This is a genomic window from Streptomyces sp. S4.7 (assembly GCF_010384365.1).
GTDB lineage: Bacteria > Actinomycetota > Actinomycetes > Streptomycetales > Streptomycetaceae > Streptomyces.
The window spans coordinates 2,555,716-2,579,353 of sequence record NZ_CP048397.1; the positions used below are offsets into that span (position 1 = coordinate 2,555,716).

The window sequence follows — 23,638 nt, forward strand, 5'->3', positions numbered from 1 at the left end:
AGAACCATGAGCGAGCGACTTCAGCCGGGCGACACCGCCCCCGCCTTCACCCTGCCCGACGCGGACGGCAACGACGTCTCGCTCGCCGACCACAAGGGGCGCAAGGTCATCGTCTACTTCTACCCCGCCGCGCTTACCCCCGGATGCACCAAGCAGGCCTGCGACTTCACCGACAACCTCGACGTACTGGCCGGCGCGGGCTACGACGTCATGGGTGTCTCGCCCGACAAGCCGGAGAAGCTCGCCAAGTTCCGCGACAAGGAGAACCTGAAGGTGACGCTGGTCGGCGACACGGACAAGGCCGTGCTCACCTCGTACGGCGCCTTCGGCGAGAAGAAGCTCTACGGCAAGACGGTGACGGGTGTCATCCGCTCGACCGTCGTCGTGGACGAGGAGGGCAAGGTCGAACGCGCCCTGTACAACGTCCGGGCCACCGGCCATGTCGCGAAGATCATCAAGGACCTCGGCATCTAGGGTCTGTCGTTTGGATCAGGCCGGATCAGGGAGCGGGGTCTGGTGCGTGCGATCGCAAGGCGGAGGAGGGAGGCATGGCGGAGCCATGTCGACCGACGACAACGCGGCGGGCGTGCGTGCCGGGGACCGCGAGCCCGGCAAGATCCAAACGACAGACCCTAGTAGGGCTTGGTCATGTGTGGTTTGTGATGGCGTGTCTTCTTGATCGGTCGTGTCGTTGACCGTGTGTGCTGAGTGAGGAATTGGCTGCGGTCCGGTGTGATCTGGAGGACTTCGCGGCGGAGATGTTCGAGCCGTTCGCGCGGGCGGATCAGCGTCGGTGGGGCGGGGTCTATCTGCGGGGCCTGCTGCTGGACGGCGGGCGCAAGTCGGTGGAGCCGATGGCCGCCCGCCTGGGCGAGGACGGGAACCGGCAGGCCCTGGCCCACTTCGTCACCTCCAGCCCGTGGGATGCGGCGCATGTGCGGGCCCGCCTGGCCTGGCGCATGCAGCCGGTCATCAAACCCACCTCGTTGGTCATCGATGACACCGGGTTCCTCAAGGACGGGGACGCGTCGGCGTGCGTGACCCGGCAGTACACCGGCACCGCGGGCAAGGTCACCAACTGCCAGGCCGGAGTCTCGCTCCACCTGGCCTCCAACGGAGCCTCCGCGGCGGTGAACTGGCGTCTGTTCCTGCCCGGGAGCTGGGATCCCGCCTCGCCCAAGGCCGACCGGGCCAAAGTGGCCCGCCGTGACAAGTGCGCCATCCCTGCCCAGGTGGGGCATGTCGAGAAGTGGCAGCTGGCCCTCGACATGATCGACGAGACGCGGTCCTGGGGCATCGAGGTGCCCCAGGTCATCGCCGACGGCGGCTACGGGGACACCGCAGCCTTCCGGCTCGGCCTGGAAGAACGCGGTCTCGACTACGTGGTGGGCATCTCGACCACGACCACCGCGCAACCCGAGGACGCACAACCGTGCACCCCGGCCTACTCCGGCCGCGGCCCACATCCGGTTCCTTCCTACCCCGAGCCGGCCCAGCGAGTGAAGAGCCTGGTCATCGCGGCCGGCAAATCCTCCGCGCGGCCGGTGCAGTGGAGGGAGGGATCACGGCCGGGCAGCGGCCGCAGCGGATTCAAGCGCATGTACTCGCGCTTCGTGGCCCTGCGGATCCGGCCCGCCGGACGCGAGATCCGCAAGGCCGCGGCCACCGCCGAGCTTCCGGTCCGCTGGCTGCTGGCCGAATGGCCCGCCGACCAGGACGAGCCCGTGCAGTTCTGGCTCTCCAACCTGCCCGCAACCACCCCGCTGCCCGTCCTCGTGCGCACCGCGAAGCTCCGCTGGCGCATCGAGAACGACTACCGCGAGATGAAACAGGCCCTGGGCCTGTCCCACTTCGAGGGCCGGACCTGGCCAGGCTGGCACCACCACGTCACCCTCGTCTCGGTCGCCCACGCCTTCTGCACCCTGCAGCGACTGAACAGATCCCCAAAAGAGACGGCGTCGGCCTGAGCCTCTACCGAGTCGTCCGCGAGCTGCAGAGACTCCTCGCGACCTGGACCGGCGCCTGCCCCACCTGTCACCGCGACATGCCAGACCCCGCACCAACATGACCAAGCACTACTAGGGTCTGTCGTTTGGATCAGGACCCGCGGGGCCCGGCCGGCACCGGCCGGGCCCCGCGCGACGCCGTGGCTCCGGCTTGCGGCCCCCGCGGCACGGTGCGGAGGCTTTCTCCGAGGACTCGCGTCCCCGAGGAAAGGAAACCGGACCATGGCGGCACCCGAGCGCGACCAGGCTGCCGACTCCCCGGCGGCCCGCCGTCACCCGCACCTCTTCCGCGCGCTCCGGCGCCGCAAGAACCCACGACTGCGCAGGTCGGACGTCACCGTCACCGACGAAGCGGCCGTCAGGCGGGCGGTGAAGGCGGCGTCGCTCGGCAACGCCATGGAGTGGTTCGACTTCGGCAACCACCACTGAACATACTCCGTCCCCTAGAGGTGTCCAGAGGGACGCCCCACCCGGTTCGCAGACCGGATGGGGCGCATGAGGGCTGGCAGCATCGGCTACCTGGGTGAGCCTCTACAGGCGGCCGGTGATGGCGAGCCAGGGAATACCGGGCACAGTGCCAACGGCAACGAGTGATGCCAGCACCCAAGCGACTCGGCTAACAGTGCGTTCGATCACGGGGACCCCATCCGATTTCGTCGCGAAGATCGCGAACGGTCCTTAGCAGTCGGGTGGCAATGCCGCAGTACGCGTAGAAAGTCGCGCAGTCGGTGCACTTCCCGCTGTGGTTGAGGTAGGCGCTCCACGCCTTCTCTTCCTGAACTTCGAGTTCCTGGAGGGCGGTCATTCGAGCCCCAAGGCGCGCCTGGCATCCGCATTCGTCGCGGCGATGTTGGCGCCCGTACCGCAGCTCACGCCAGGCGTCCGGCACGGGACACACCGCATCTCGTGGGTTTCCAGATCACGGTCAGACCGCTCCACGACGGCCCAGAGCGCGTCTCTCTCCTGCGGTCCAATTTCAGGGGCGCTCATGCGTCCACCCCTGCCAACTCGCGAGCGTCGCGCCACTCGCTCAGCAGCGCGTCACCGGCCTTGCATGCTGCTCCGACTGCCCTGCACCCACACACTTCCAAATGCGCCATGTACCGGCCGTGAGCCTCGGTCGCCGCGTACTCCAGGAAGCTAGCCACGCTCATCTTGACGACCACGGAGATTCGGACTTCGAGGGCTCCTTGCGCCATCACCATCAGCCCTTGGCGCTTGAAGTCGTCTCTCCGTGCCAGCGCCCTGGCGATATCCGCTTTGGTGCGTTTGCTTAGCAGGGTCTCGGCCCGTGCTGTACGGCTAAGGTTTCGCATGTCGTCGCTCCTTGTAGCGTCGGCCATGCCCCCGGACCGCCGTGACGCGGTTGCGGGGGTCTGACTATCGACGCTAGAAGCGGGCGGGACCTGGCAGGGGCACAGATTGTGCCCCCTCGCTCATGCGGCTAGTAGGCCCATCTTGACGGCAAGAGCGGACGCACGGCGCTTACGCTCGGGGCTTTTTGACTCGACCTCTTCCAACACGATTCGCTTCGCATAGCCGTTGTACTTGATCGTCTCGGGTGCGGCTTCATGCGCCTTGTCGAGCGTCGCCAGTGCCACGTCAGGCTGTCGATCGAGTTGGTACCCGCGCGCCTCTTCAATGCGGTGCCTCGCCCGACGGGGACGGGAGGGGATGGTCACGGAGTCGGCCGCCGCTGCCTGGCGTACGGACTCACCTCCCGCGTGAAGTTCTACAGCGACAGTCACCGCGTGGGCGCCCATGATCGACTGAGAGAAGGATGTGACCGGGTCGAAATAGTCCACGGGCAACCGTCCCGCCATGTCACGCGCCTGGTCCCAGTAACGCCATGCGCTACCTGTTTCACCACGCCGTGCGGCCGTGTATCCAGCCTCAAAGGTCAGTGCTCCTGCGATGGCCAACACTGGATCCGGTGCGTCCGGCAACAGGGGTTCCAGGTACCGCAGGCTTTCCAGGTTCACGGCGTCGGCTGCGTCAAAGTGCGCGGGCCCCGAGTCTCGATGGGCCTGGGCTGCGAGCCATGCGGCTACACCAATTGCGCGGGGATCCTCAGACTCCTGAGCAGCAATCAGGCCACGCTCCGCGACCCTCCACAACAGGGGCGCGTCAGGCTGGTAGGCCACAAAGAACTGGGCCAGCGAGTAGACCTCGGAAAGTACGGCCTGCGCTGAGCGCCGTTCGGACGCGCTCTCAGCCTGTCTGACGCCCAACTGTGCATCTCGGATGAGGTCGGGCAGCAAAGCACCCACCACGTCCCTGTGATTGGGAGCTGAATGCCGCGCTGCCCACGCACGGGCGAGCCGTGCGCGAAGGTGCGCGGTGGGTGGTGCCTCTCCATGGGGAATGGCGAGCGGGTACGCGTCGACGGCGGCCTTGACGGCTGCAAGACGTGGGTGTCCTGGTCCGGCAAACAGTTCTATGCGCACGCTCTGGTCTCCGGTGAGGTCGGACAGGTCCCTAACTCGCAGGATCTCAGCAATGCGGAGGACCAATTCCAGCTTGGGGGTCTTGAGCCGTCCGCCCTCCACGCCCTTGACCCATGATGCGCTGCGCCCAAGCAACCCCCCGAGCTGGTCACGGGTCATTCCCCGCCGCGTGCGGAGGATCTGAAGGCGCTGCCCGAAGATCAACGGATCGGCGTACGGGTCCGGGGTGGCGGCTGGAGACATGGCGACCTCGCCTCTCCTTGCAGGAGTTTCGACTCCATTCAGAGTAGAGGGAAGCATCGCTCTCCGGTTCCGCCCGCTCTGGGCGCTGGGCCGTCCGCCCTGCGGGTTGGCACGTGGGGGCTTCGTCGTGCACGGTCCACAAAACCCTTGACTTTGCGGACGCAAAGTAAGCAAACTCTTGGTCCATCGGGGTGACCGGCCTGGTCTGCCCCATGATCGAGAGGGCTTCACATGGGAATCATCCGGGAAAAGTTGACGATGGCAATCGCGGCTGCTGTGGCGGTGGTTGTGGCGGCGCTGGGTCTGGCGGTGGCGGGGAGTGCTGATGCGTCGGCGGCGCCCGCTGCGGCTCCGAGCGTGGACGCGGGTGACCGGACGAGCGTGACAACGAACGGGCTCAGGTTGCGGTCGCAGCCTGGCTACTCGGGCTACGTCAAGGGGCTGCTCTACAGCGGTGACCGTGTCTTCGTCCGCGAGACGTTCCACCGTTCCTATAACCCGAACTGGGTGGGGGTGGTGCTGACTCAGCGGAGCGCGGGCGGGCTTCCGAAGATGACGCGGGGCTACGTCCACAAGTCGTATCTGCGGTAGGCGGTTCTCCGTCCGGCGCTGGCGCGGTTCCTTCCTCGGGAGGGGTCGCGCCGTCCGGCGTTCCTGGGCCTGCGGTGGGGGCCTCGTCGTGGTCCTGGTGGCGGTGCTCGTCCTGGGCGGCGAGCTGCGGGCGGGCTGCGGGTGGGCACGTGGCCGGCGGGGCGGGGCTTTGGGCGGGAGCTGCCATGGGGCGAGAGATCGGGGCCCGTACGCTGGCCGCGAATCGGGCAGTCCTGGGACCTGCCCGCAATAGCCCGATGGGGGTCCCGATCTTCGAGGCTCGCCCCATGGTGGCTGCCTAAAGCCTCGCCCTGCCGTCCACCCCCGAGTCACACTGGGTTGAGGTTCCTTCGACCACGATCGGAGTCGGGTCAATGGCATTGAGGCGTAAGGCCGTGGGCGCCCCGATACGGACGCGGGGGCGGGGCACGGTGCGGGTCATGAAGGACGCCAACGGGCACCAGTGGGTGACGTGCTCAGGGTGTCGTCTGGACAGCTATGCGCCCGGTGTCTCGCCCGCGCGCTTTGCGGCACGGCGGCACGCTGCCGAGTGCATCAAGTGACACCCCGTCAGGTCGCGTGACGGCCTCTTCTGACGTCTCGTCAGCTCTGAGGCTCCCGGAGCGGCGGCGCCCGGCCGGGAACGGCGCCCGCGCCGCATGCCCGGCCGTAGGCGCCCGGCCGCTCCGCGCGCCGCAGGCGCGCTCTTGAGTAAGTAGAGAAGATTTGGACCGACCCCCGGCCGCGCTTGATCGTCCGCCCGGGGTCGGCCACATTCGGCCACACCGGCAGCCGTGATCATCCCGCCGCGCCCGTGAATATGCCGCGCGGTTGAGATCACCCGGCGCGCTCGCGTCCTGGCCTGACTGCGCCAAGATCCTTACGCACCGCATGGAATGACGTGGCATTCATTCCGAAAGTAGCTTTCGTAACTGCCGCACTTTGTAACGTTTGAAAGTGCCGGACGCATGAACGGCAGGCAAGTTCAAGGAATTTACTGCGCATATGCACTTGCAAAGCACGGGTCAAATGAGCCAACCTGGGGGCTCGTTGATCGAGTGCCGGAAGTGCCCCCTGGTGGTCCTGGTGCTCGGCGCCGTCCATCAGAGAGGAATCGTTCATGCAGAACATCCCAGTAGACGTGGGCCGGTTGGGGAGCCTGATGTGCGTGGTCCCACCTGAGCCCCGGCTCAACCCGGAGACGCAGCAGGTACGGACCGACCGTGACGGAAACCCGGTGTGGGTCGTCGGTGTCAGCGTCCGGCAGCAGCAGACGCGGCGGGCCGACGTCATCGAGGTGGCAATACCCGGTGAGCCGACCGGAATTGCTGAGGGAATGCGGGTCCAGCTCGTTGACCTCGTGGCCGTGGCCTGGGAGATCGAGGGTCGCAAGGGCACCAGTTTCCGGGCCTCCTCGATCGCCCCCGAGACGGCTGGTCGGCCGGTCGCCTCCGCTCCGTCGTCACGGCCCAAGACGTCAGGACAGGGGGCTGAGGCGTGAACAGAGCCGAGCCTGACTGGGACTGGCTGACCCTCGTGGATCACGTCGTCAGCCTCGCCACGCTCGTGATCGTCCTCGACCGGACTCCGCTGCCGCACGGGACCCGACTCGTCTCTCTGGAACGGCTCGCTATCGACGCTGCGGAGACAACCAAGATCGCGGAATTCATCGCTGCACGTGCAAAGGAAGGTGGCCAATCATGGTTCAGCGCGCAACCGTGACCGACGTTCTGACAACCCTCGCCCGTGATCTCCGGGTCATGGCCGAGTGTGACGCGATCCTGAGCGCGACTCCCCCGCCTGACGCTCAGTCAGTTCGGCGTGCACTCGAACTGATCGCCAAGCACAGTAACTCCGCCCATGACCGCTCCCTGTTGCTCCTCAGTGGGCAGATCAGCGACGGCGCCCGGCGACCGTCCCCGATGGCACAACCGGGAACGCAGCGACGGCGGCCGATGCACGGGCGGGGCCGCTGATGCCCTGGGAGCTGGTCATCTGGTGCGTGTCGGTCGTGCTGTTCCTCGCGCTCCTCACTCAGTGGTGGTGGCAGCCTCGGGCGCCGTTCTGGATGAGGAAAGTCCGGGAAAGTCCGCTGCGCTGGTACCTGGTGGGCTTCCCTCTCACGGTGTGCCGAATGCGGTTCACGTGGCGGCGGCTCTGCCAGAACTGTGACCTTGCGGTCATCCGGCGGCCCCGGTACACGGCCGTGAACCGGGATGTGATGGTCAAGGGAACTCCGCTGCGGCCCATTGCGCCCCGGCTGGGAATTCCCCGCGTGATGCACACCGGCTTCACGGTCCGCGTCCATCTGCATCCGGGGCAGACACCGGCCCAATTCATCGCCTGCGCCGATGCGTTCGTTCATGCGTGGCGAATCCACTCGATCCGGATCATCTCAACGAAGCGAGGAGAAGTGTTCATGATCGCCACTGCCCGTGACCCGCTGGCGGACTCCGCAACGGCGGCTTGGCGGAAGTTCCCCGCACCGCGTCTCATGGCGGCCGTCGTGGGCCGTACCGCAGACGGTTCCGCGTGGACCATGGATTTCCGCAAGGTCCCCCACTGGCTCATCACGGGCGCCACACAGAGCGGTAAGTCCACTCTCCTTGCCGCTCTCCTCACAGAACTGGGAGCACAGCCGGTGAGCATTGTCGGAATCGACTGCAAGGGCGGTATGGAGTTGAGCCTGTTCGAAAAGCGACTTGTCGCGCTCGCCACCACTCGGGCAGAGGCAATCAGCCTCTTGCATGAGATCGTCGGGGACCTCGAACGGCGCATGAGTGTCTGCCGGTTGGCCGGTGTCCGGTCCATCTGGGAACTCCCTGACGGCGCAAGGCCAGCCCCTACGGTCGTCGTCGTGGACGAAATCGCGGAACTCTACCTGGCGGGCGCCGAGTTGGCCGGTCGAAAGGAAGCCGTCGAATGCTCGACCCTTCTTCTTCGGATCGCGCAACTCGGGGCGGCACTCGGCGTGCATCTGGTCATCGCGGGACAGCGGTTCGGGTCCGATCTCGGCCCCGGTGCAACGTCGCTGCGGGCACAGCTCGGCGGCCGTATCTGCCATCGCGTCAACGACGAAGCGACAGCGGAAATGACCCTGGGCGACCTTTCCCCGGACGCGGTGATAGTCGCCCAAGCGATCGGGGAGACGGAAAAGGGAGTTGCCGTGACCACGATCGGCGGGCAGTGGACGCGGGCACGCTCCAACCTCATCACGCCGGACCAGGCGCGCGAATACTCGGCGGCCAATGCGCACTGTGCGCCGGCCTCGGCGATACCCGCGACGGAATCCAGCCCGGACCGTGGGGGGCCTGAATGAGTGAAGCTGCGGCCCTGCCCCTGGTGGTGGTCTTCGGAATCATCACCGTTCTGTTCGTCCGGTCCCGTGAGGTTCCCTCGTGGATAGCGGTACTCATCTTCCTGTTCGGCTTCTACGTGAGCCAGACACCCGCCGTCTTCATGATCTCAGAGACCGTCAACTGGGTGATATCCCGGTTCACGTTCTGACCGACCGAGGAGAAAAGAGGTGTAGAGATGCCTCACCGGTTCATCCGCTGCCCCGTCTGCCGACGCGCACGGCAACGCACCATCGGCGGCCACCTGAGACGCTGCAAATGCTGCCGTGACAAGAAAGACGGAAAGCACTAGAAAAACCTCTAACCCGTCCCCCAATTCACCAAGGAGAACACCTGATGATCCGCACCAATTCCGGTACTGCCGCAATGGCCAGTCCGGCCAATGTTCGTGAAAGGTCGCCCCCGCGCAATGAATTCCACAAAGAAAGGGCGCCCCGTTGTCAATGCTGCGGGGCGCCCGCCTTTTCTCTCCGAAACAGAACGTGATCTGATCCGCCTCGCCAATGAACCGGGATTCACCCGGTGGATTGAGCAGATAAAGACGGCCGGTGGATGTGCCCACCCCATCTACCTATCCGGCCGCACCACTACCGCCGACACGAGCGGCAATCTCCTCCGGCATTACGACACGGCCAGCGAACCCGGCGGGCGTCTCGCAGTCCGCTGCCGCAACCGCCGCGAATCGCGCTGCCAGCCGTGCTCATACACACATTCCGGCGACACATTCCACCTCGTGCGCTCCGGACTCCTGGGCGGCAAGGACGTACCCGCCTCGGTCGCGGACGCCCCCCGGCTGTTCCTGACCCTGACGGCACCCTCGTTCGGGGCCGTGCACCGCGTCACGGACGGCGGCCCCTGCCGACTCACGCGGCAGTCCGGGACCTGCGAGCACGGGCGTCCAAGGGTCTGCGGCCGGTCTCACACGCCGGATGATCCGGACGTCGGCCAACCGCTCTGCGGACGCTGCTACGACTACACCTCACACGTGCTGTGGCACGCGTGCGCGGGCGAGCTGTGGAGCCGCACCACACGCGCGATCCGGCGCCACCTCGCGACCGCAGGCGGCATCTCTCAGTCCACGCTCCCGGACGTGGCCCGGCTGAGCTTCGCCAAGGTCGCCGAGTACCAACGGCGCGGGGCCGTGCACTTCCACGCGGTCATCCGCCTGGACGGTCCACAAGGCCCTGAGTCCGCCCCTCCCGACTGGGCGTCAGCCGAACTGCTCACCAGAGCCGTACGAAGCGCTGTGCGGGCCGTACAGGCGCCTTTGAGGCACGTTCCGGCCCTGGGGGACCGAGAGTTCATCTGGGGCTCCCAGATCGACGTACACACCATCCGTGGCCCCCTCGGCGGCCCCGTGACCGAACAAGCCGTTGCGGCCTACATCGCCAAGTACACCGCCAAGAGCGTGGGGGACACCGGCGGCCTGGACCAACCCGTCACCAGTGCCGAGGAAATCAGTCTCGCGCCCGTCTCCGCCCACCTGCGCGCCCTCATGGGCACCTGCTGGCGCCTGGGCGCTCTCCCCGAGCTGCAACACCTCAGACTGCGCCCCTGGACTCACACACTCGGCTACCGGGGCCATGTCCTCACCAAATCCCGCCGCTACAGCACCACTTACCGCGCACTGCGTGACGCACGGACGGTCCACCAGCAATCCGACTCCCCCGTCACCGCAGACGAAACCGAGACCGTTTCCGAATGGCGATACGTCGGCTCTGGCCACACCCCAGGCGAATCGGAGATCGCGGCCGGCGTAGCGCAAGACCTTTTCGACCTGCGTGAAATCAAACGCATCCTGAGACTTTGAGGTGCGTTCGATGGTTCATGAGACTTGCGGTTTCCTCAGTCTCGAATTGAGCGGAGACCGGTTCAGAGGATACCTACCGCGTTGGTGTTTCACGACTCGCAGCATTAAGAAAGCCAGCGAACTGAGCGCGCTATCCAAAGGCGCCGTAACGTCCTACTGCACTGTTGCTGACCGGAATGAGACGCACGAAGTATCCAGCACGATCCCCGAGTTTCTTGTGACCTCTCTCGGGGCCTCGAATGATCCGCTGTCGTTTCGATTGGCTCGCGCCAGGAGTCTCGGGATGTTCAGTCTTCAGGTGGAGTCATCCAAGCTTAGGTCAGTTCTTGAAAGCGACTTCTCTGATGCTGCTTCGCTAGAGCTTGCTGAGACTTCTGTCTTCCGCCTGGAGATGCGAGAGGTGTCCTTCACCACCTTGACCGGTCGGACTGTGATGTTTTTCCGTCCGGCTATCGTCCGGATTTCCGAATAGACAAAGAATCGCGCCCCGACTGACCAATACAGTCGGGGCGCGATTCCTTGTTGCGCAGCCTAGCTAGCGAGTTCGTACGGGTTGACGCCGGAGCACTTTACGCGGCTCGGTGCGCTTGCCGGATAGATCAATACACGTACATCGAATTGGGCCAGTAGTTCCCGGCGGGCTGCGCCGTCCTTCGCTGCGTGCCATTCGTCGGAAACCGTTTTGCCCGTGGGAACACTGCGCATTCCGGCCGGTCGTTCGGGGAGCGACTTGTAGCGGTCGATTTCCCTCCCCATTCGTGCGTACTCGGTGCGGAACCACTCGGCGTCATCGGCAGAGTCATACAGTCCGGCCGATCGGTCATCGCGTAGCCGTGCCCGATTCCTTTCGAGTTCGAGAATGCGGGCGGCGTACCCGGTACCTGGATCGAACTTTGTCTCCATCACCTGTGCGCTGCCGTATTCAGACAGGAACCACTTTTCCACCTGAGCTTCTGCCAAGGTTTTCTTGATGGTCGGTGCTGGCTTGCAAGATTCTGAGCCCTGCACCCCTCGGACACGACCGACGCAGCCATACCCCTCTAGGCCGTTGATGGTCATGCGGGCCTGACAATTCCCGCAGTAGGCAATCTCAGAGAGTTCAGATATCCCGCTCGGGGCCTTCTTCTTGCGGGTGGTGGTCTTCTGAGGTGTCGGCCTTGTTTTCTCCACGAGGGCATCTCGCGTAGCGATATCCCACAGCGGCGGCGCAATTTGTATTGGCTCGCCGCTGGCGTCAAGTACGGGCTTCCCTTTGTGCATGAGATACCCGAGAGATGCCATGTTGTTGAGGATTCCCCAAAGGGTACGCCAAGTCCAATGCCCGTTTTTCGGCTCGCGCCCGGCTCGTACGGCCATCAAGTCATGGGGAGTTTGAACTCCTTCGCGCGTTAGGCGCCTGCACTCGCTGGCTATGGTGATCAGCCCTGTAAGATCACCGAGAATTCGACGCGCAACCTTCCTAATTTCCACTGAAGCCACAGGATCTAGGGCCACGTGATCTACCGGGCCCTTTGGAGTCAGACGAACGTACATGTAGCCGTAAGTCAGCTTGCATTTTGCCTGACCTGCTTTACGCGCCCTCTTTGACTCTTCAGAGGTACGCGTCTTACCGGCCCGGTGCTCCATTTGAGCACCGAGAGCCTTCCACGCTAGTTCGGCTTCCTGGTTGGGGTCATCGAGATCCCAAACTCCTAGATGATCGGCCGTGACCAAGATTTGTTTGTTGGCGTGGATGGTGTAGGCCGTGCTGAGAACGTCAACAACGTTCCGACCGATCCTGTCGACGGCTGCGCCGACGATCCCGTCGTACGGGCCTCGCTCGCCTCGGAGCCAGGGCCCAAATTGGGGACGGCTCAACGGCGCCACAACGCCGGACACTTCCCAGTCGTCCGCCCATCCAACGATGTGCGCGTCTACGGACTCGGCGGCCGTTAGAACCTGGTCCCTCTGCTTCTCGGGGCTATGCGTCGCTTCGTTCTTCCGTGACAGACGGCGGACACCTACCAGGCACCGGCCGCACCCGTCATACGGCGTGGTGGGTGGGGTCATGACTTCTATGGTGGGCTTCCTCACGGCGCGCTCCAAGTATTCTCCGACTTGGTTGCCGTTCGGCATCTACAGCTATCTGGCCGTCACCATCGGCCAGGTCTTCTTCCCCTCGGGCAACGACACCGTCCAACTGCTCTCCTCCTTCGCGACCTTCGCGGTGGCCTTCCTCGTACGGCCACTCGGCGGCATGTTCTTCGGTCCTTTGGGTGACCGGATCGGCCGCAAGAAGGTCCTGGCCATGACCATGATCATGATGGCGATCGGCACCGGCACGATCGGACTGATCCCGTCGTACGACACGATCGGCTTCTGGTCCCCCGCCCTGCTGATCCTCTTCCGGCTCGTCCAGGGCTTCTCCACCGGCGGCGAGTACGGCGGCGCGTCCACCTTCATCGCCGAGTACGCCCCCGACAAACGGCGCGGCTTCTTCGGCAGCTTCCTCGAATTCGGCACCCTCGCCGGCTACGTCGGCGCGGCAGGACTCGTCACCGGGCTCACCGCCTGGCTCGGCTCGGACGGCATGGCCGCCTGGGGCTGGCGCGTACCGTTCCTCGTCGCCGCGCCGCTGGGACTCATCGGCCTCTACCTGCGGCTGAGACTCGACGAGACACCCGCGTTCGCCAAGATGGAGCAGGACTCGGCCCGCACGTCCGAGACCGCCGACGCGGTCGAGAGCAGCACCGCCTCGGACCTCGGCAGGATCTTCCAGGACCACTGGCCGAGGCTGATCCTCTGCGTCTGCCTCGTCGGCGCGTACAACGTCACCGACTACATGCTGCTGTCGTACATGCCGACGTACCTCTCCGACCAGCTCGACTACAGCGACACCCACGGGCTGCTCATCCTGCTCGGCGTCATGGTCGCGCTGATGATGATCATCAGTCAGGTGGGGCGCCTCAGCGACCGGTTCGGGCGCAAGCCCCTCCTGATGACCGGCATGCTCGGCTTCCTGGTCCTCTCCCTTCCGGCGTTCCTGCTGATCGGGCAGGGCAGTTACCTCGCGGTCATCGCCGGGATGGCGATGCTGGGGCTCTCCCTGGTCTGTCTCCTCGGCACCATGTCGGCGGCCCTGCCCGCGCTCTTCCCCACGAGCGTCCGCTACGGCTCCCTGTCGGTCGGCTACAACCTCTCGGCGTCGCTCTTCGGCGGCACGACGCCGTTCGTGATCACCGGCCTGATCGGCCTCACCGGCGACAAGCTGATGCCCGCGTACTACGCGATGTTCGCGGCCCTGGTCGGCGTCGTCGCGGTGGCCTGCATGAGGGAGACGGCGCGTCAGCCGCTGGAGGGATCGCCGCCGTCGGTGGAGACGAAGGAGGAGGCGGTGGCGCTGGTGCTGGAGCAGGCGCCGGGGGTGAGGTTCTGAGCGGGCGGGCGGTAGGATGACGGGCGTCTCGCGGCGGTGGCGCAGTGGCGACGCAGCAGACTTAGGATCTGTGGCCCGTGAAAAGGCTTGAGGGTTCGAATCCCTTCCGCCGCACAGCAACGGCCTACGAATCAAAGCCCATGGGTCATCGATGCGTAGGCCGTTTCTCTCGTGCGCGGCGGTTCTCCTGCGCGGCGGCGTCGCGATGGACGGGCCTCAGCCCAGCAGCTCTCGCACCTCCGGCACCAGCGCCCGGAACGCCTTGCCGCGGTGGCTGATCGCGTTCTTCTCCGCCGGCGTCAGTTCCGCACAGGTGCGGGTGTCGTTCTCCGGCTGGAGGATCGGGTCGTAGCCGAAGCCGCCCGTGCCCGACGGGGAGTGGCGCAGGGTGCCGCGGAGTTGACCCTCCACCACCCGCTGCGTGCCGTCCGGGAAGGCCAGGGCCGCCGCGCAGGCGAAGTGGGCCGCGCGGTGCGGGGGCGCGATGTCGGAGAGCTGGGCCAGCAGCAGGTCGAGGTTGGCGCGGTCGTCGCCGTGGGTGCCCGACCAGCGGGCGGAGAAGATGCCGGGGGCGCCGCCGAGGACGTCGACGCAGAGGCCGGAGTCGTCGGCGACGGCCGGGTGGCCGGTCGCGCGGGCCAGGGCGTGCGCCTTGAGCAGGGCGTTCTCGGCGAAGGTGACGCCGGTTTCCTTGACGTCCGGGATGTCGGGGTAGGCATCCGCGCCGACGAGGTCGTGGGTGAGACCGGCGTCGGCGAGGATCGCCTTCAGTTCGGTGATTTTCCCGGCGTTGCGGGTGGCGAGGATCAGGCGCGTCATGCGTCGATTATCCGCCCGCGGCCGGGAGGCCCGTTACGGGGTGCGTTACGGGGTGCAGACCTTGCCTATCTCGGTGGCCGCGTCCGTCACGGGGCTGGGGTCGGGGGTTGCGTCACCGTTCTCGATGGCCTCGCGGACGGTGCCGACGCCGGTGTCGAGGTCCTCGACCGCCTTGCTGAGATCGGCGTTGTCGGTCTTGTCCTTGAGCTTGTCGAGTTCGGTGTCGATGTCGTTCAGGGCCTCTTCGGCCTGCGTCGGGTCGTCCGCCGCGGTGGAGATCGCCTGTTGGAGCTTGTCCACGCTGGTGGCTATGGCGTCGGCGGTCTGGACGCAGTCGAGGGCCTTGTCGAGTGCGCCACAGCCGGCCGCCCCCGTGAGCGTGAGCAGGACGGCGGCTATGGTCGCCGCGGTGCGTCGGCGCGAGGCCATGGGTCGGTTCCCTCCCTTGGTGCGGAAGGGCGGTACGGGCAGGTCCGTACCGCCCTTGAGAGTCGCGACAGTAACGACGCCGGACCCCGCCTCTTGGTTGCCTCTTTACCTTGCGAGGGTCTCTTCCAGGACAGCGCTCTGGAGGGCGGCGAGTTCGGCGCAGCCGCTGGTGGCGAGGTCGAGGAGGGTGCCGAGTTCCTTGCGGTCGAAGGGCTCGGCCTCGGCGGTGCCCTGGACCTCGACGAAACGGCCGTCGCCGGTGCAGACGACGTTCATGTCGGTGTCGGCGCGCACGTCCTCCTCGTAACAGAGGTCGAGGAGGGGCGCGCCGTCGACGATGCCGACGCTGATCGCGGAGACGGTTCCGGTCAGGGGCTTGCGGCCGGCCCTGACGATCTTCTTGGCCCTGGCCCACTCGACGGCGTCGGCGAGGGCGACGTACGCGCCGGTGATGGCGGCGGTGCGGGTGCCGCCGTCGGCCTGGAGGACGTCGCAGTCGAGGACGACGGTGTTCTCGCCGAGGGCCTTGTAGTCGATGACCGCGCGCAGCGAGCGGCCGATGAGGCGGGAGATCTCGTGGGTGCGGCCACCGATCTTGCCGCGTACGGCCTCGCGGTCGCCGCGGGTGTTGGTGGAGCGGGGCAGCATCGAGTACTCGGCGGTGACCCAGCCTTCGCCGCTGCCCTTGCGCCAGCGCGGGACGCCTTCCGTGACGGAGGCGGTGCAGAAGACCTTGGTGTCGCCGAAGGAGATGAGTACGGATCCTTCGGCGTGCTTGCTCCATCCGCGTTCGATGGTGACGGGGCGGAGCTGTTCGGGGGTGCGGCCGTCGATTCGAGACATGGGTGTGAGCCTAGCGGGACGTGACTGAGGGGCCGGGCCCGATCCAAAGGACAGGCCCGAGTTCCGGTTCTCCGCGCGGGGTACGGCGGTTGTCCGGATCGGGCCCCTCGGTGAGCGTGGTCGGGCGGTTACATCATGTCTTCGATGTCGGCGGCGATCGGGTCGGCGTCCGTGCCGATGACGACCTGGATCGCGGTGCCCATCTTGACGACGCCGTGGGCGCCGGCGGCCTTCAGCGCGACCTCGTCGACCTTGGCCGGGTCCACCACCTCGGTACGGAGGCGGGTGATGCAGCCCTCGACCTCTTCGATGTTCTCGATCCCGCCGAGCCCGGCGACGATCTTCTCAGCCTTGCTGGCCATGTCTTGCTCCCTGCTGTCCAAGGGGGTGGAGTACCGGTTCACCGTGGATCCGATTTTTCACGGTAACTCACGGTTGGCCCATCTTCACGGGCGGGTGACCGCCCCGTACCGAAAGATGACGGTCACCAGCGATACGCCGTCCGTGGCCCGGCCCCGGGAGCGTATCGCAACTGGTCTACACCACTGTGCCACGGGAGGACGCCGATGAGTTCGACGGGTGCCGAGGCGTCGGCCGCTCCCCCGGCGGCGCCCCGACGGCGGTGGTGGAACGGTCTCCTCCAGGGACTCCAGAAGGTCGGGCGCAGCCTCCAGCTCCCGGTGGCCGTGCTGCCCGCGGCGGGTCTGCTCGTCAGTCTGGGCAATCTCTTCGCGGCGTATCTGCACGGCCCCTTCTGGGACAAGACGACCAAGGTCTTCCTCCAGGGCGGCAACGCGATCCTCGACGGGAGCTTCGGGCTGCCGCTGCTGTTCTGCATCGGGGTCGCGATCGGCTTCGCCAAGAGGGCCGACGGGTCCACGGCGCTGGCGGCGGTCGTGGGCTTTCTCGTCTATCACAACATCCTGGTGGCGTTCCCCGCCGACGGCACGGTCACCGACGCGCTGCCGGAGGGCGATCCGCAGAATCCGGGGGTGCTCGGCGGCATCCTGATCGGGCTGCTCACGGCGGTGGTCTGGCAGCGTTTCCACCGTACGAGGCTGGTGGACTGGCTCGGCTTCTTCAACGGCCGCCGTCTGGTGCCGATCCTGATGGCGTTCCTGGGGGTGATCCTCGGGGTGCTGTTCGGGCTGCTGTGGCAGCCGGTGGGTGACGCGCTGACGGCGTTCGCGAAGCACCTGATCAATCTGGGCGCGTGGGGCGCGGGCATCTTCGGTGTGGCGAACCGGCTGCTGATCCCGATCGGGATGCACCAGTTCCTGAACACCTTCTTCTGGTTCCAGGCGGGCGAGTTCACGACGGAGGACGGGACCGTGGTCCAGGGCGACCTGACGCGGTTCTTCGCGCAGGACCCGACGGCGGGTCAGTTCATGTCGGGCTTCTTCCCGATCATGATGTTCGGGCTGCCGGCCGCCGCACTGGCGATCGCGCACTGCGCGCGGCCCGAGCGGCGCAAGCAGGTGACGGGCCTGATGATCTCGGTCGGCCTGACGTCGTTCGTGACGGGTGTGACGGAGCCGCTGGAGTTCTCGTTCATGTTCGCCGCGCCGCTGCTGTACGGGCTGCACGCACTGCTGACGGGTGCGTCGATGGCGATCACGTGGGCGCTCGGTGTGCACGCCGGGTTCAGCTTCTCGGCGGGGCTGATCGACTACGTCGTCAACTGGCACCTGGACACGAAGCCTTGGCTGATCATCCCGATCGGGCTCTGCTTCGCGGTCGTCTACTACGTGCTGTTCCGGTTCGCGATCACGAAGTTTGACATCCCGACTCCGGGGCGGGAGCCGGAGGAGCTGGAGGAGGAGGTCGAGCGACAGAACATGGGGAAGTGACGCGGGAGCGTGGACATCGAAGGGCGGCGGGGTGAGCGGGGACGGCGGGTGAGCCGGGGCGCCGGCCCGTTCGCGTAGCCCGCGCGGAGCCCCCGGAAGGCCCCCGGACCATGAGGTCCGGGGGCCTTCCCGTACGTCCGCGGCGGGTCGGTGGCACCCCTGAATCATCGAGTCCGGATCGAAAGAATTCGAAGGTTCCTTATTCAACCCTCACCATGTTACAAATGGTCTACACCACTCATAGGTGTAGACCACATGGCTGCGCGCCGTGTTCCCGGGTCACCGCCGATCCCCATTGTGCCTGCTCAACGGCGGTGCCTTGTCCTCTGGAGGAAGTTGATGTCCACGGCCAGCGCCGCCCCCGCGGCGAACAAAAAGGGCTCCGGCGTGATGTCCGTCATGCAGCGCATCGGCCGCAGCCTCATGCTGCCGGTCGCCGTGCTGCCCGCCGGCGCCCTGCTGGTGCGTCTCGGCAACCCCGACATGCTCGGGCGCGAGTCGTTCCCCACCTTCATCACCAAGATCGCCGGTTACATGGCGGCGGGTGGCGGCGCGATCCTCGACAACATGCCGCTGCTCTTCGCCGTCGGCATCGCCATCGGCTTCGCCAAGAAGTCGGACGGTTCGACGGCGCTGGCCGCCGTCACCGGCTATCTGGTCTTCCAGAAGGTGCTCGCCACCTTCACGGACGGAAACCTGCCGCAGGTCGCGAACGTCGTCGACGGCAAGATAGTCATGTCGGACGCCCCCGTGAACGCGGGCGTCCTCGGCGGTGTCGTGATGGGCATCGTGGTCGCCCTCCTCTACCAGAAGTTCTACCGGACGAAGCTGCCCGACTGGGCGGGCTTCTTCGGCGGCCGGCGACTCGTGCCGATCCTGTCGGCCTTCGCCGGTCTGCTCATCGGCGTGGTCTTCGGCCTCATCTGGCCGGTCCTCGGCGCCGGTCTGCACAACTTCGGTGAGTGGCTGGTCGGCTCGGGCGCCGCGGGCGCCGGCATCTTCGGCGTCGCGAACCGCGCGCTGATCCCGATCGGCATGCACCACCTGCTGAACTCGTTCCCGTGGTTCCAGGCCGGTTCGTACGAGGGCAAGAGCGGCGACATCGCGCGCTTCCTCGCCGGTGACCCGTCGGCCGGACAGTTCATGACCGGCTTCTTCCCGATCATGATGTTCGCGCTGCCCGCCGCCTGTCTCGCGATCTACCACTGCGCCCGCCCCGAGCGCCGCAAGGTCGTCGGCGGCATGATGTTCTCGCTCGCGCTCACCGCGTTCGTCACCGGTGTGACCGAGCCGATCGAGTTCACGTTCATGTTCATCGCGCCCGTGCTGTACGCCATCCACGCGGTACTGACCGGTGTCTCCATGGCGCTGACCTGGGGTCTGGGCATGAAGGACGGCTTCGGCTTCTCGGCGGGCGCGGTCGACTTCTTCCTCAACCTGGGGATCGCGACCAACCCGTGGGGCCTGGCACTGGTCGGACTCTGTTTCGCGGCCGTGTACTACGCGGTCTTCCGCTTCGCCATCGTCAAGTTCAACCTGCCGACGCCCGGCCGGGAGACGGACGAGGAGCTGGCGGAACTCCAGAAGGCCGAAGCGAAGTAGACCCTCGGCGCGACCGACGGTGCCCCCGGCCGGGAAGGCCGGGGGACCGTCGCGTCAACGCTCGGATCTCGTGCTCGGATCTCGTGCTCAGATCTCGTACACCGCGCCCGGCGCGGCCAGTTCGGCCGGTCCGGCGTACTCCGCGCGCGCGTCGTTCAGGTTCCGCTCGGCGTCCGTCCACGGCGGGATGTGCGTGAGGACGAGTCTTCGTGCCCGCGCGCGGGTGGCGTGCTCCCCGGCCTCACGGCCGTTGAGGTGGAGCCCCGGGATGTCCTCCTTGCCGTAGGTGAACGCGGCTTCGCAGAGGAACAGATCCGTGTCGTGGGCCAGCTCCACCAGGGCCTCGCTGACGCCGGTGTCGCCGGAGTAGGTGAGCGATCTGCCGTCGTGCTCGACCCGGATGCCGAAGGTGTCGACGGGGTGGGCCAGCTTCTCCGTACGGACCGAGAAGGGCCCGATCTCGAAGGAGCCCGGCTTGAGCGTGTGGAAGTCGAAGACCTCGCTCATGGACTTCTCCGTCGGGGTGTCGGCGTGCGCGGTGGTGAGGCGCTGCTCGGTGCCGTCGGGGCCGTAGACCGGGATGGTGTCGCAGCGTCCGCCGTCGTGGCGGTAGTAGCGGACGACGAAGTAACCGCACATGTCGATGCAGTGGTCGGCGTGGAGATGGCTGAGGAAGATGGCGTCGAGGTCGTAGAGACCACAGTGACGCTGCAACTCGCCGAGGGCACCGTTGCCCATGTCGAGGAGCAGCCGGAAGCCGTCGGCCTCTACGAGGTAGCTGGAGCAGGCCGATCCCACGGAGGGGAAGGAGCCCGAGCAGCCGACGACGGTGAGCTTCATGGAGCGTGAACCTCCGTGGCGTGGAAGGGGGGCGACGGGGGTCGTTCGGTCTGTCGAGCGTAAGGCGCTAAACGGCTGGTCGCTCCTCCGCACCGGCCCGTTGTGGGGGAACTCACCTGCTCTGTCACCGGTTCGGGCGGACCTTGCCGCGGGCGGTGGGGCGGGGATCGTGCGGCACATGGCCGGGGATCGCGCGGGTACGGTCTGGGGCATGAACACGACCTGGTGGGTGGCTCTGATCGTCGTGGTGGTGCTGGCGATGGTCGCCACGGTCGTGGACGGGCGCGGTCGCAGTCCGCGGCCTCCCGGCAGGCGCGCCCGGCGCCCCCGGCCACCGGGCGGTGCGGACCGCAGACCGCCGCGGGGGCCCGCCGGGCGGAAGACGGGCGGGACCGGCGCGAAGAGCGGCGCCAAGAGCGGGAGCCGCGAGCCCCGGCCGGGTGAGATCTGGTGGGCGATGGTGCCGTACGAGGACGGGCCCGGGGCGAAGGACCGGCCCTGTCTGGTGCTCGCGGTACGGGGCCGTACGGTGCTGGTCGCGAAGATCACCAGTAAGTTCCACGAGGAGCGCCCCGGCGTGATCCCGCTGCCCCCGGATGCGGTGGGCGACGTGGACGGACGACGGAGCTTCCTGGAGACGGACGAGCTGCGGAAGGTGGACGCGAAGGCGTTCCGCCGACGGGTGGGGCCGGCGGATCCGGGTCTGTGGCGACAGGTCCGGCACCTGGCACGGTGACGCGCCGAAGCGTGTCGTCGGGGCCGGGCGGAACCTTCGGACACGGCTCAGGGCAGCGGCGACGGCGGGTACCGGGGTGGGACGTACGGGCGCGGGGCGTGCCGGATCAGGGCGATGGCCACCAGCATCGCCGCGGCCGCCGCGAAGGAGCTGGTGAGGTTCCAGCCGGTGCCCGTGTCCCGGTAGTAGTCGGCGAGCCGGTCGTACCGGATGCCCGCGAGGTCGCGGAGCTGGAGGTACGCGGCGATGCCGAGCAGCGCGAGCGCCGCGCCCCGGGCGGCGGGGGCGCCCAGCAGGAGCAGGACGCCGACGACGAGGAACGCCGCGACGAGTGCGCTGTGGTAGTAAGTGAAACCGGCCGAAGTGCCGTATCCGCCACGGGCGTTGATGTTGAGCGCTTCGTGCCACCACTCCGAGAAGGCGCCCCGGCCGCCGCCCGGCCCGACGGCCTCGTTGAACTGACGCAGGCCTCGGGCGTACCAGAAGCCCTGGAGCGCGCCGGTCAGGATGAGCAGGACGCCCGCGGCGCGCCGGGCGCCGGTCGCGGGGTCCGGGGGCAGGTCACGCTCGCGGGCCACCAGCATCAGGATGATCACGGTGGCGGCGGCGAGGAACGCGAACACGTAGGTGAGCACGATCAGCGTGCCGTGCTCGGTGGCGAACATGACGTCGCGGTAGTCGCTCCTGGTGAGGCCGTTGAGCTGGCGGGCGCCCACACCGAGGAGCAGGAACGCGAGGAGCAGGGCCGCCCCGCGCGCGGTACGGCGCCGGGCGAGGGCCGCGATGCCGACGACGAACAGGGCGACGGTGAAGGCCCATTCGTGGGCGGTGAAGACCAACAGCGGCCGGCCCGCTTCGTTCTTGACGAGGCCGTCGAGCAACAGGTCCACGTCGGCCCGCATGTTGCCCGCCGTGTCGCCGATCCAGGCGGCGAGTACGCAGGCGAAGACGAGGAGCAGGATGCCGGAGGTGACGTACGCGCCGAGATGCCGGCGGGGTGCGCGACCGGTGGTCTCCGGCGGGGCGAAGGGGTGGGGCGGGCCGAAGCCCGGTGTGCCGAAGCCGGGTCCCGGGGCCTGTCCCGGGGCTCCCGCCTGCCGGGGCGCCCGTGGCGCCCATACCGCTCCAGCGGTCGTCCATCTCTGTCCCCCGTGGTCGGTGCGCGTCAAAACGCGCCGATCGACACCGATCGTCGGGGGCGGGAGCGGTGGGGCGACAGCCCCGCGCGGGGACTGTTGCACCACTGTTGCCCCCGGGCGGCGGACGGGCCGGACCGGGCGGACCGTGAGCCCGGCCCGCCCGGCGCCCGTGAAGGGGACCGCTCAGGCCCAGAGCTGGCCCTGGAGCGTCTCGATCGCCTCTTCGTCCGTGGCGGCCGTGTAGACGCCGGTGGAGAGGTACTTCCAGCCGCCGTCGGCGACGACGAAGACGATGTCGGCGCTCTCGCCCGCCTTGACGGCCTTGTTGCCGAGACCGATCGCCGCGTGCAGGGCGGCGCCGGTGGAGACGCCCGCGAAGATGCCCTCCTGCTGGAGCAGTTGGCGGGTGCGGGTGACGGCGTCGGCGGAGCCGACGGAGTAGCGGCTGGTGAGGACGGACTCGTCGTACAGCTCGGGGACGAAGCCCTCGTCGAGGTTCCGCAGGCCGTAGACGAGGTCGTCGTAGCGCGGCTCGGCCGCGACGATCCTGACGTCGGGCTTCTGCTCGCGCAGGTAGCGGCCGACGCCCATGAGGGTGCCGGTGGTGCCGAGGCCGGCCACGAAGTGGGTGACGGACGGCAGGTCGGCGAGGATCTCGGGGCCGGTGGTGGCGTAATGGGCGCCCGCGTTGTCCGGGTTGCCGTACTGGTAGAGCATCACCCAGCTCGGGTTCTCGGCGGCGAGCTCCTTGGCGACGCGCACGGCCGTGTTGGAGCCGCCGGCCGCCGGGGACGGGATGATCTCGGCGCCCCACATGGCGAGCAGCTCGCGGCGCTCCTGCGAGGTGTTCTCCGGCATCACGCAGATGATCTTGTAGCCCTTGAGCTTCGCGGCCATGGCGAGGGAGATGCCGGTGTTGCCGCTGGTGGGCTCCAGGATCGTGCAGCCCGGTGTGAGCCGGCCGTCCTTCTCGGCCTGCTCGACCATGCGCAGCGCCGGACGGTCCTTGATGGAGCCGGTCGGGTTGCGGTCCTCCAGCTTGGCCCAGAGCCGGACGTCGTCCGACGGGGAGAGCCGGGGCAGCCGTACGAGGGGGGTGTCGCCGACGACCGCGAGCGGGGAGTCGTACCGCATCAGAGCGTGTGCGTGTCGAGCGTCGGCTTCTCGGGTGCGCCGCCCGCGACGGCCGGGAGGATGGTGACGCTGTCGCCGTCGGCGAGCTTGGTGGAGATGCCGTCCAGGAAGCGGACGTCCTCGTCGTTGAGGTAGACGTTGACGAAGCGGCGGAGCTGGTCGCCGTTGGCGCCGTCGACGATGCGCTCGCGGATGCCCGTGTGGCGGGATTCGAGGTCCGTGAGCAGCGCCGCGATGGTGTCACCGCTGCCTTCGACGGACTTGGCTCCGTCGGTGTAGGTGCGGAGGATGGTCGGAATACGGACCTCGATGGCCATGGCGTGGGCTCCTGTTCGAAAAGAGGCGTGGCGCGGGCGCGCGGCTCAGCCCCCGCGCGGG

22 protein-coding genes, 1 tRNA gene and 2 pseudogenes are annotated in these 23,638 nt (G+C 67.4%); 14 read left to right on the forward strand and 11 right to left on the reverse strand.

Translation table 11 applies throughout. From position 1 onward, the window contains the following. The first annotated feature begins 6 nt into the window (after window positions 1-6). From bcp to SSPS47_RS11210, 3 genes and pseudogenes are all read left to right on the forward strand, one after another. On the forward strand, window positions 7-474 hold the full coding sequence (gene bcp, locus SSPS47_RS11200) for a thioredoxin-dependent thiol peroxidase (RefSeq protein ID WP_164250714.1): 468 nt from the start codon (window positions 7-9) through the stop codon (window positions 472-474). Between the two features lie 284 nt (window positions 475-758). Beyond that, a complete protein-coding gene (locus SSPS47_RS11205) occupies window positions 759-1,967 on the forward strand; it encodes an IS701 family transposase (protein WP_203558047.1) in 1,209 nt (402 codons plus the stop codon). Window positions 1,968-2,228: 261 nt separating this feature from the next. Beyond that, window positions 2,229-2,423 (forward strand): annotated as a pseudogene (locus tag SSPS47_RS11210) (MFS transporter); the annotation flags it as partial. Window positions 2,424-2,992: 569 nt separating this feature from the next. Here the strand turns inward: SSPS47_RS11210 and SSPS47_RS11215 are convergent. Both SSPS47_RS11215 and SSPS47_RS11220 read right to left on the reverse strand, forming a co-directional pair. Beyond that, entirely contained in the window at window positions 2,993-3,322 is a 330-nt protein-coding gene (locus SSPS47_RS11215; RefSeq protein ID WP_147875477.1) for a hypothetical protein, read from the reverse strand. 120 nt (window positions 3,323-3,442) lie between these two features. After that, window positions 3,443-4,696, reverse strand: coding sequence for a helix-turn-helix transcriptional regulator (locus tag SSPS47_RS11220; protein WP_147875478.1), 1,254 nt, complete (start codon window positions 4,694-4,696; stop codon window positions 3,443-3,445). Between the two features lie 402 nt (window positions 4,697-5,098). On the opposite strand from SSPS47_RS11220, the gene SSPS47_RS11225 reads away from it, so the two are divergent. From SSPS47_RS11225 to SSPS47_RS11250, 6 genes are all read left to right on the forward strand, one after another. Next, window positions 5,099-5,287: a hypothetical protein gene (locus SSPS47_RS11225; RefSeq protein WP_147875479.1), complete on the forward strand. Its 189-nt coding sequence runs from the start codon at window positions 5,099-5,101 to the stop codon at window positions 5,285-5,287. 1,120 nt (window positions 5,288-6,407) lie between these two features. Beyond that, the gene (locus tag SSPS47_RS11230) at window positions 6,408-6,788 is read left to right on the forward strand and encodes a hypothetical protein (protein WP_147875480.1); all 381 of its coding nucleotides are present in this window, start codon (window positions 6,408-6,410) and stop codon (window positions 6,786-6,788) included. Further along, window positions 6,785-7,009: a hypothetical protein gene (locus SSPS47_RS11235; protein WP_164250716.1), complete on the forward strand. Its 225-nt coding sequence runs from the start codon at window positions 6,785-6,787 to the stop codon at window positions 7,007-7,009. Before SSPS47_RS11230 ends, SSPS47_RS11235 begins: the two co-directional genes overlap by 4 nt. Window positions 7,010-7,262: 253 nt before the next feature. After that, complete coding sequence (locus SSPS47_RS11240; RefSeq protein ID WP_239064850.1) at window positions 7,263-8,606, forward strand: FtsK/SpoIIIE domain-containing protein; 1,344 nt, start codon at window positions 7,263-7,265, stop codon at window positions 8,604-8,606. Then, a complete protein-coding gene (locus tag SSPS47_RS11245) occupies window positions 8,603-8,794 on the forward strand; it encodes a hypothetical protein (RefSeq protein ID WP_164250717.1) in 192 nt (63 codons plus the stop codon). Before SSPS47_RS11240 ends, SSPS47_RS11245 begins: the two co-directional genes overlap by 4 nt. Window positions 8,795-9,052: 258 nt before the next feature. Further along, window positions 9,053-10,453, forward strand: coding sequence for a replication initiator (locus tag SSPS47_RS11250; protein ID WP_164250719.1), 1,401 nt, complete (start codon window positions 9,053-9,055; stop codon window positions 10,451-10,453). Window positions 10,454-10,984: 531 nt separating this feature from the next. Here the strand turns inward: SSPS47_RS11250 and SSPS47_RS35300 are convergent. Next, the gene (locus SSPS47_RS35300) at window positions 10,985-11,734 is read right to left on the reverse strand and encodes a zinc ribbon domain-containing protein (protein WP_239064851.1); all 750 of its coding nucleotides are present in this window, start codon (window positions 11,732-11,734) and stop codon (window positions 10,985-10,987) included. An 826-nt stretch (window positions 11,735-12,560) separates the two neighbouring features. Between SSPS47_RS35300 and SSPS47_RS11260 the strand changes: the two are divergent. Continuing rightward, window positions 12,561-13,868 (forward strand): annotated as a pseudogene (locus SSPS47_RS11260) (MFS transporter); the annotation flags it as partial. Between the two features lie 30 nt (window positions 13,869-13,898). Continuing rightward, window positions 13,899-13,982 (forward strand) — tRNA-Leu (locus tag SSPS47_RS11265). 102 nt (window positions 13,983-14,084) lie between these two features. Here the strand turns inward: SSPS47_RS11265 and rdgB are convergent. The 4 genes from rdgB to SSPS47_RS11285 all read right to left on the reverse strand — a co-directional run bounded on the left by rdgB (window position 14,085) and on the right by SSPS47_RS11285 (window position 16,321). Then, entirely contained in the window at window positions 14,085-14,687 is a 603-nt protein-coding gene (rdgB, locus tag SSPS47_RS11270; RefSeq protein ID WP_164250724.1) for an RdgB/HAM1 family non-canonical purine NTP pyrophosphatase, read from the reverse strand. A 45-nt stretch (window positions 14,688-14,732) separates the two neighbouring features. Continuing rightward, the gene (locus SSPS47_RS11275) at window positions 14,733-15,116 is read right to left on the reverse strand and encodes a hypothetical protein (protein WP_164250726.1); all 384 of its coding nucleotides are present in this window, start codon (window positions 15,114-15,116) and stop codon (window positions 14,733-14,735) included. A gap of 105 nt (window positions 15,117-15,221) precedes the next feature. Further along, a complete protein-coding gene (gene rph, locus SSPS47_RS11280) occupies window positions 15,222-15,959 on the reverse strand; it encodes a ribonuclease PH (RefSeq protein ID WP_147875490.1) in 738 nt (245 codons plus the stop codon). A 128-nt stretch (window positions 15,960-16,087) separates the two neighbouring features. After that, window positions 16,088-16,321 (reverse strand): PTS glucose/sucrose transporter subunit IIB, encoded by a 234-nt coding sequence (locus SSPS47_RS11285; protein ID WP_078077135.1) that lies wholly within the window; start codon window positions 16,319-16,321, stop codon window positions 16,088-16,090. Window positions 16,322-16,525: 204 nt separating this feature from the next. On the opposite strand from SSPS47_RS11285, the gene SSPS47_RS11290 reads away from it, so the two are divergent. Together SSPS47_RS11290 and SSPS47_RS11295 are read left to right on the forward strand one after the other, a co-directional pair. After that, window positions 16,526-17,809 (forward strand): PTS transporter subunit EIIC, encoded by a 1,284-nt coding sequence (locus SSPS47_RS11290; RefSeq protein WP_164250728.1) that lies wholly within the window; start codon window positions 16,526-16,528, stop codon window positions 17,807-17,809. Window positions 17,810-18,148: 339 nt separating this feature from the next. Continuing rightward, window positions 18,149-19,411, forward strand: a complete 1,263-nt coding sequence (locus SSPS47_RS11295) for a PTS transporter subunit EIIC (RefSeq protein WP_147875492.1) — start codon at window positions 18,149-18,151, stop codon at window positions 19,409-19,411. 87 nt (window positions 19,412-19,498) lie between these two features. Here SSPS47_RS11295 and SSPS47_RS11300 read toward each other — a convergent pair whose 3' ends face one another. Beyond that, the gene (locus SSPS47_RS11300; RefSeq protein WP_147875493.1) at window positions 19,499-20,251 is read right to left on the reverse strand and encodes an MBL fold metallo-hydrolase; all 753 of its coding nucleotides are present in this window, start codon (window positions 20,249-20,251) and stop codon (window positions 19,499-19,501) included. A 211-nt stretch (window positions 20,252-20,462) separates the two neighbouring features. Between SSPS47_RS11300 and SSPS47_RS11305 the strand changes: the two genes are divergently transcribed. Continuing rightward, the gene (locus SSPS47_RS11305; RefSeq protein WP_164250730.1) at window positions 20,463-20,987 is read left to right on the forward strand and encodes a type II toxin-antitoxin system PemK/MazF family toxin; all 525 of its coding nucleotides are present in this window, start codon (window positions 20,463-20,465) and stop codon (window positions 20,985-20,987) included. A gap of 47 nt (window positions 20,988-21,034) precedes the next feature. Here SSPS47_RS11305 and SSPS47_RS11310 read toward each other — a convergent pair whose 3' ends face one another. The 3 genes from SSPS47_RS11310 to SSPS47_RS11320 all read right to left on the reverse strand — a co-directional run bounded on the left by SSPS47_RS11310 (window position 21,035) and on the right by SSPS47_RS11320 (window position 23,577). Then, window positions 21,035-22,156, reverse strand: coding sequence for a hypothetical protein (locus SSPS47_RS11310; protein WP_164250732.1), 1,122 nt, complete (start codon window positions 22,154-22,156; stop codon window positions 21,035-21,037). A gap of 153 nt (window positions 22,157-22,309) precedes the next feature. Continuing rightward, a complete protein-coding gene (locus SSPS47_RS11315) occupies window positions 22,310-23,260 on the reverse strand; it encodes a cysteine synthase (RefSeq protein WP_147875496.1) in 951 nt (316 codons plus the stop codon). Beyond that, entirely contained in the window at window positions 23,260-23,577 is a 318-nt protein-coding gene (locus SSPS47_RS11320; protein ID WP_164250733.1) for a MoaD/ThiS family protein, read from the reverse strand. The genes SSPS47_RS11315 and SSPS47_RS11320 overlap by 1 nt, the downstream gene beginning before the upstream one ends. Between the last annotated feature and the right edge of the window lie 61 nt (window positions 23,578-23,638).